Annotated in this window: 7 protein-coding genes; 5 read left to right on the plus strand and 2 right to left on the minus strand. The window is 69.3% G+C overall.

Annotation, left to right across the window (positions count from 1 at the left end):
• The first annotated feature begins 121 nt into the window (after nucleotides 1-121).
• The 5 genes from encB to D7V88_RS37505 all read left to right on the plus strand — a co-directional run bounded on the left by encB (nucleotide 122) and on the right by D7V88_RS37505 (nucleotide 5450).
• Entirely contained in the window at nucleotides 122-604 is a 483-nt protein-coding gene (encB, locus tag D7V88_RS37485) for an encapsulin nanocompartment ferritin-like cargo protein EncB (RefSeq protein WP_120545360.1), read from the plus strand.
• A gap of 57 nt (nucleotides 605-661) precedes the next feature.
• Nucleotides 662-1534, plus strand: coding sequence for an encapsulin nanocompartment shell protein EncA (gene encA / locus D7V88_RS37490; RefSeq protein WP_120530943.1), 873 nt, complete (start codon nucleotides 662-664; stop codon nucleotides 1532-1534).
• Nucleotides 1535-1554: 20 nt separating this feature from the next.
• A complete protein-coding gene (locus D7V88_RS37495; protein WP_120545361.1) occupies nucleotides 1555-2979 on the plus strand; it encodes a sigma-54-dependent transcriptional regulator in 1425 nt (474 codons plus the stop codon).
• 78 nt (nucleotides 2980-3057) lie between these two features.
• The gene (locus tag D7V88_RS37500; RefSeq protein WP_120545362.1) at nucleotides 3058-4092 is read left to right on the plus strand and encodes a M23 family metallopeptidase; all 1035 of its coding nucleotides are present in this window, start codon (nucleotides 3058-3060) and stop codon (nucleotides 4090-4092) included.
• A gap of 80 nt (nucleotides 4093-4172) precedes the next feature.
• Nucleotides 4173-5450, plus strand: coding sequence for a hypothetical protein (locus D7V88_RS37505; RefSeq protein WP_120545363.1), 1278 nt, complete (start codon nucleotides 4173-4175; stop codon nucleotides 5448-5450).
• A 30-nt stretch (nucleotides 5451-5480) separates the two neighbouring features.
• Here the strand turns inward: D7V88_RS37505 and rsmI are convergent, their stop codons facing one another.
• Both rsmI and D7V88_RS37515 read right to left on the minus strand, forming a co-directional pair.
• A complete protein-coding gene (gene rsmI / locus D7V88_RS37510) occupies nucleotides 5481-6314 on the minus strand; it encodes a 16S rRNA (cytidine(1402)-2'-O)-methyltransferase (protein WP_120545364.1) in 834 nt (277 codons plus the stop codon).
• A gap of 11 nt (nucleotides 6315-6325) precedes the next feature.
• A complete protein-coding gene (locus D7V88_RS37515) occupies nucleotides 6326-6691 on the minus strand; it encodes a YraN family protein (RefSeq protein WP_120545365.1) in 366 nt (121 codons plus the stop codon).
• Nucleotides 6692-6694: the final 3 nt, after the last annotated feature.

Below are 6694 nucleotides of genomic sequence, written 5' to 3' on the forward strand. Positions count from 1 at the left end.
GGAGCAGGGGCGGTCACGAAGGGGCGGACTCTATGTCCAGCGTCTTGAGCCATGCAGCAGGAAACCCTTCGACCGCTGTTTCACTTGACGGTGTCCCCACGGGTTGCGAGGGTCCGCCCCAATGGCCGGAAAGTCCGACACCGAGCGGTCCGACGTCGCGCGCATCCGCGCCGTGCTGGCACGTGAACTCGAAACCATCAACGAGTACGAAGCCTTCGCGGAGGATTCCTCCAGCCCGGAGGTCCGCGCCTTCTTCCTGCACCTGGTGGCCGAGGAGAAGGAGCACGTCTCCGAGGCCACCCACATGCTCCGGCTGCTCGACAAGGGCCAGGATGCGCACTTCGCCAAGCCGTTTGTCGCCGGCCACTTCCAGCAGGCCGTGGGAGAGGTCCCCGCTGAAGCGGAGCCCACGCCCGCGACGGTCCGGGCGCCACCCACGCCCGCCGTGGGACGCCTGACGGCCGAGCCGCTCACGTCCCTGCCGCCCCAGCGCCTCATCTATGGCGTCCCCGCGCCGCCGCCGTCCGCCAACAGCCATCCCCTCACCGTGGGCACCCTGCGCCGCGGCGGTGGGGGCGGCGGTGGCTCCGGCAGTGGTCGCTGAAGTCCCTTGCCCCTTTCGCCTTCCCCCTCCTCTCCCGCTCCCGTCACGGAGACACCGATGCCTGACTTCCTTGGACATGCCGAGAACCCACTGCGCGAAGAGGAGTGGGCGCGCCTCAACGAGACGGTGATCCAGGTGGCGCGTCGGTCGCTGGTGGGCCGTCGCATCCTGGACATCTACGGGCCGCTGGGCGCCGGCGTGCAGACGGTGGCCTACGACGAGTTCCAGGGCGTGTCCCCGGGCGCGGTGGACATCGTCGGTGAGCAGGAGACCGCGATGGTCTTCACCGACGTGCGCAAGTTCAAGACGATCCCGATCATCTACAAGGACTTCCTGCTGCACTGGCGGGACATCGAGGCGGCGCGCACGCACAACATGCCGCTGGACGTGTCCGCCGCCGCCGGGGCCGCCGCCCTGTGCGCGCAGCAGGAAGACGAGCTCATCTTCTACGGCGATCAGCGCCTGGGCTACGAAGGCCTGATGACGGCCAACGGCCGCCTCACCGCCACGCTGGGCGACTGGACGGCGCCGGGCGGCGGGTTCCAGACCATCGTGGAGGCCACGCGCAAGCTCAACGAGGCCGGCCACTTCGGGCCCTACGCCGTGGTGCTGTCGCCCCGGCTGTACTCGCAGTTGCACCGCATCTACGAGAAGACGGGCGTGCTGGAGATTGAAACCATCAAGCAGCTCGCCTCCGACGGCGTCTACCAGTCCAACCGCCTGCGCGGCGAGTCGGGCGTGGTGGTGTCCACCGGCCGCGAGAACATGGACCTGGCCGTGGCCATGGACATGGTCGCCGCCTACCTGGGCGCCAGCAAGATGAACCACCCCTTCCGCGTGCTGGAGTCGCTGCTCCTGCGCATCAAGCACCCGGACGCCATCTGCACGCTCGAAGGCGCCCTCCCCGCTGCCCCCCCGGCGCGCCGATAGCCCTCCCAGCGCGGGTCCCCATGGCGAAGGTCCTGGTCATCGATGACGAGACGAACCTGCGCAAGGTGCTGGCTGCCCTGCTGCGCCGCGACGGGTTCGACGTCACCGTCGCGGAGAACGGGGAACAGGGCCTCGCCGAGTTCCACAAGAACGGCGCGGACATCGTCGTCACCGACCTGGTGATGCCCAAGCTGGGCGGCATGGAGGTCCTTGCCGCCGTGCGCACCGCCAACCCGGACGTGCCGGTGATCATCATCACCGCGCACGGCACCGTGGACTCCGCGGTGGAGGCCATCAAGGCGGGCGCGTTCGACTACATCACCAAGCCCTTCGACCAGGCGGAGCTGTCCTCCGTCGTGGCCAAGGCCGCGAAGACGAACGAGAGCGCCAAGCGCTCCGTGCGGGCGGATCACAAGGCCCGCTCCGCCATCATCGGCGAGTCGCCGCCGATTCAAGACGTCTACAAGATCATCGACAAGGTCGCGGACACGCCGTCCACGGTGCTGATCACCGGCGAGAGCGGCACGGGCAAGGAGCTCATCGCCACCGCGCTGCACGGGGCGTCCAGCCGCCGCGACAAGCCGTTCATCAAGATCAACTGCGCCGCCATCCCCGCCACGCTCCTGGAGAGCGAGCTGTTTGGCTACGAGAAGGGCGCCTTCACCGGTGCCGTCACGTCCAAGCCGGGCCGCTTCGAATTGGCCGACGAAGGCACCCTCTTCCTGGATGAGATTGGCGAGATCCCGGTCGAGATGCAGGTGAAGCTGCTGCGCGCGCTCCAGGAGGGCGAGTTCGAGCGCGTGGGTGGCATCAAGACGACGCGCGTGAACGTGCGGCTCGTGGCGGCCACCAACCGCGACCTCCAGGCGGAGATCGAAGCGGGCCGCTTCCGCAAGGACCTGTACTACCGGCTGGCCGTGGTGCCCATCGTGCTGCCCGCCCTGCGCGAGCGTCGCAGCGACATCCCGATGCTCGCCCTGCACTTCGTGGACAAGTACAACCGGCGCCTCAACAAGAAGATCGAAGGCATCGCCGACGACGCGCTGACGCTGCTCCAGGCCTATGCATGGCCGGGCAACATCCGCGAGTTGGAGAACCTCATCGAGCGCGTGCTGCTCTTCGCGGACGGACCCTCCATCACGGCGAAGGATCTGCCGGAGCCGGTGCGCGGTGGAGCGGGCGTGCAGGCGGGGGCCACGATGGGCGGCTCGCTGGGCACGCTGGACGTCCCGGTGGGCGAGGTGGGCCTCAAGGACATCGTGCGCATGAAGGCCGCGGAACTGGAGCGGGACCTCATCGTGAAGAAGCTGGATGAGACGGGCGGCAACGTCACCCGCGCCGCGCGCCTCCTGCAGATCAGCCGCAAGTCGCTCCAGACGAAGATGAAGGAGTTCGGCCTGCGCGACACCACCCCGGACGGGCAGGACGACGGTCCGGACGAGTAGCAGCCCCGGCGCGCCGAAATATCGCCGTTCCGTCGGCGGTTTCGGGCCCGCGTACCTTCTCACCCTCAGGGAGCTTGAATGCGGCCGAATCTTCCCACCCTCGGTGGACCACCGAAGCGCAATCCCTTCGGACCGGTGGTTGCCGTCTCCGTCATCCTCGGCGCGGCCGCGGGTGGCGTGTGGTGGTGGAAACAGCGCATGCCGGACGTCCCCATGGACGGCGCCTCCTCCCAGTCCGCGACGCCCGTGGACGCGGGCACGCTCGCGCAGGCTCCCGCGGCGCCCCCGGCCGCCACCGACCCGGTGAAGGCCGCGGGCCTGGAGCGCGCGTCCATCCGCATCGAAGGTCCGCTGGAGACGGCGCTGGTCCAGGCCGCCGGCGCGGAGGTGGGCCCCGCCCTGGCCCAGGTGGTGACACGCACGCTGGTGTGGTGGGTGCGCGTACCCGGCGAAATCCTCCGGGGCGACACGCTGGACGTGCTCTACCAGCGCCGGCCCAACGAGGAGCCGCTGGTGTACGCGGTGCGCTTCATCTCCGGCAAGACGGGCCAGACGCACCGCGCCTACCGCTTCCAGCCCGGCGGAGAGACGAACGCCCGCTACTACGTGCCGAACGGCGACGAGCTGGAGCTGCGGATGGAGCACTCGCCCATCGACAGCTACGAGCAGATCACGTCCCTGCTGCGCGACGGCCGGGGCCACAAGGGCGTGGACTTCCGCGCGCCGGTGGGCACCACCGTCCGGGCGCCCTTCGCGGGCGTCGTCAAGCGCAAGAACTGGAACTTCGGCAGCAACGGCAACTGCATCGAGCTAATTGAGTCCGGGGGCAAGGGCCGCCGCGCCCTCTTCCTGCACCTGGCGGAGCTGCCCAAGTCGGTCCAGGCCGGGATGCGCGTGTCGGCGGGCCAGGTCCTGGCGCAGAGCGGCAACACGGGCCACTCCTTCGCCCCCCACCTGCACTACCAACTGATGCTGGGGGAAAACCGGGTCCTGGACCCCTTCGACCAGCACAAGACCTTCCGGGCGTCCCTCACGGCCACCCAGAAGGGCGCCTACGAAGCCGAGGTCCAACGGCTGGACGGACTGCTTGGCACGCCCGTGGCGGGCAAGTAACGCCCACCCATTTCTTGACACTCCTCCGACGGCACGGCTAGCTGGCAGGCTCCTGGGCCGTGGGTCGTCGGAGGTTGTGGATGCACAGGTTTCGTACCGTCATCGCCGCGCTGACGCTGGGCGTGCCGCTCGCCGCCAGCGCCGCGGATATCACCCGGATCGCCTCGTCATTCGAGGATGACGATCCGTTCGATCTCTTCCTCGACGTCGGGTTCGAGCGCACGCAGACGCGCGCGAAGATCCTCCGCGAGCAGCTCTCCGCCGAGGGCGGTCTCCAGGAGGTCAACGAGCTCTGGTACAAGGGCGTGGACGCGCGGCTGAACCTGGCGCTCGCGTTCGGCCTCTGGAAGGACCTGGAGTTCTCCTTCAAGCTGCCCATCGTCTTCCAGCAGAACGAGAGCTGGGAGTTCGTGTCGGGGGTGGGCCAGAGCAACTCCACCATCGTCAACAGTTGCTTCAACGCGGACGGCTCGCCGTACTCCGCCGAAGGCTGCGTGGGTCGGCTCTTCAGCATGCCGCAGGAGAGCTACCGGGGCGGGCTTGGCAACATCCACTTCGGGCTGGCGTACGCCTTCTTCAACCAGGAGAAGGACAGCACCAAGCCCACGTGGATCATCGGCATCGACTACGAGGCGCCCACCGCCAAGCAGCGCGACCCGAGCGTGGACACGACGGATCCGGATGGGACGCGCGGCAACGTGGGCGACCGCGTCCACAAGTACCAGCTCTACACGTCCTTCTCGCGGCGCATGGGCGCGGCGGACCCGTACTTCAAGGCGTACCACACCATCCCGGTGCGCGGCCCCAAGGCCTACTCCAACTGCGATCAGGCCGGCTCGAACCCGACCAACCTGGGCGCCCCGGGCAACTGCTTCACCGGCCCATGGGATCGCAAGGAGACGGGCATCCAGGCTCCCTCGCAGACGGGCATCCTCTTCGGCGTGGAGCTGGTGCCGTTCGAGAGCGCGGCCAAGGCGCAGAAGTTCACGGTGGACGCGCGCCTGATGGGCAACTACGTGGGCCGCGGCCGGTACTACAACGAGCTGAGCTCCGCGCTGCGCAAGCTGCTCACGTCGGAGGACTACCTGCAGGTGGGTGGCCAGATCGGCGTCACGGCGCGCGCCGCGCAGGCCTTCACCATCCGCGCCTCCGGCAACTTCCTCTACAACACGGACCACCTGCTCACGTCGGAGACCATCGGTCAGGACGTGGACGGCGACGGCACCGTGAACACGAACCCGGGTTCGCCGGAGCTGAACCCCACGTTCGACTGGCGCTACGACCTGGCGTCCCGTCGCTTCCGGGCCATCCAGAGCACCACGTTCCGCTTCGACCTGGGCGCCAGCTTCGCGTTCTAGGCGCCGTGCCCCTGAGGCAGCGGGTGGTTGCTACCGCTGCTTCAGGCCCAGGCCCATGCGGTACACCTCCTGGCCGGGCCACCCCGCGCGGCGGGCCAGTTCGGTGCTCAGGGGCTTGAGCTTCTCACCCCGCTCCAGGCCAGACTCCAGGGCGCGACGGACCTCGTCCTCGCTCCAGCGCTGCTCGCCGGTGCGCCCCTCCACCAGGATGACCACCTCGCCCCGGGTCTCCTCGGCGGCGTAGCGGGCCACCAGGGCGGACAGCGGCCCCCGGACGAACTCTTCGTGCAGCTTGGTCAGCTCCCGCGCCACGCACGCGCGCCGGTCGCCCCAGGCCTCCTGGAGGTCGGCCAGCGTCTCTCCCAGACGGCGCGGGGACTCGTAGAGCACGCAGGTGGCGGACAGCGGCGCCACCTCGTCCAGCATGGCCCGGCGCTCCGGCCCCTTGCGCGGCAGGAAGCCCAGGAAGTGGAAGCGGCCCGTGGGCAGCCCCGACGCGCTCAGCGCCGCCACCAGGGCCGTCGCCCCGGGAATCGGCTCCACCTTCAGGCCGCGCTCCAGGGCTTCGGCCACCAGCTTCTCGCCCGGGTCGCTGATGCCGGGGCTGCCGGCGTCGGTGATGAGCGCGCAGTCCTCCCCTGCTTCGATGCGGTCCAGGATGCGCCCGGCGCGCTGTCCTTCCGCGAAGGCGGGCAGGCTCACCAGGTCCTTCCCGGTGATGCCGAAGTGGTCCAACAGGATGCGTGAGTGCCGGGTGTCCTCGCACGCGAGGAAGCCCGCCGTGCGCAGCGTATCCAGGGCCCGGGCGGTGACGTCCCCCAGGTTCCCGATGGGCGTGGCCACGAGGTAGAGCGTTGCAGCCAAAGGACAGGTCCTCACATGCCGGCGTCGAAGGCGGCGGGGATGTGTTCCACCCGGGCGGTCTCGCCCTGGCCCACGACGGAGATGACGTCGAAGCGCACCATGCGCCCGTCGATGCCGTTCTGAAAGAGATAGTGCAGCGCGGCCTTCACCACCCGACGCTGCTTGGCGAAGGACACCGTGTGCGCCGGGTCTCCCCACACCGCCGAGGAGCGCATCCGCACCTCCACGAAGCAGATGACCTCCTCGCGCTCCGCCACGATGTCCAGTTCGCCGTAGCGGCACGTCCAGTTGCGCGCCCTCACCCGGAAGCCCTGCGACTCCAGCAGGCGCACGCCTTCCTCTTCCGCCACATCCCCCGACTCCCGCCGCGTCCCCATCCC

This window comes from Corallococcus terminator, from assembly GCF_003611635.1.
In the GTDB taxonomy this organism is placed as follows: domain Bacteria; phylum Myxococcota; class Myxococcia; order Myxococcales; family Myxococcaceae; genus Corallococcus; species Corallococcus terminator.

What these genes read in the sequence shown, in the direction of transcription:
- D7V88_RS37500 (WP_120545362.1), top strand. Translation starts at nt 3,058, where the DNA reads ATGCGGCCGAATCTTCCCACCCTCGGTGGACCACCGAAGCGCAATCCC.
- encB (WP_120545360.1), top strand. Translation starts at nt 122, where the DNA reads ATGGCCGGAAAGTCCGACACCGAGCGGTCCGACGTCGCGCGCATCCGC.
- D7V88_RS37495 (WP_120545361.1), top strand. Translation starts at nt 1,555, where the DNA reads ATGGCGAAGGTCCTGGTCATCGATGACGAGACGAACCTGCGCAAGGTG.
- D7V88_RS37505 (WP_120545363.1), top strand. Translation starts at nt 4,173, where the DNA reads ATGCACAGGTTTCGTACCGTCATCGCCGCGCTGACGCTGGGCGTGCCG.
- encA (WP_120530943.1), top strand. Translation starts at nt 662, where the DNA reads ATGCCTGACTTCCTTGGACATGCCGAGAACCCACTGCGCGAAGAGGAG.
- D7V88_RS37515 (WP_120545365.1), bottom strand. Translation starts at nt 6,691, where the DNA reads ATGGGGACGCGGCGGGAGTCGGGGGATGTGGCGGAAGAGGAAGGCGTG.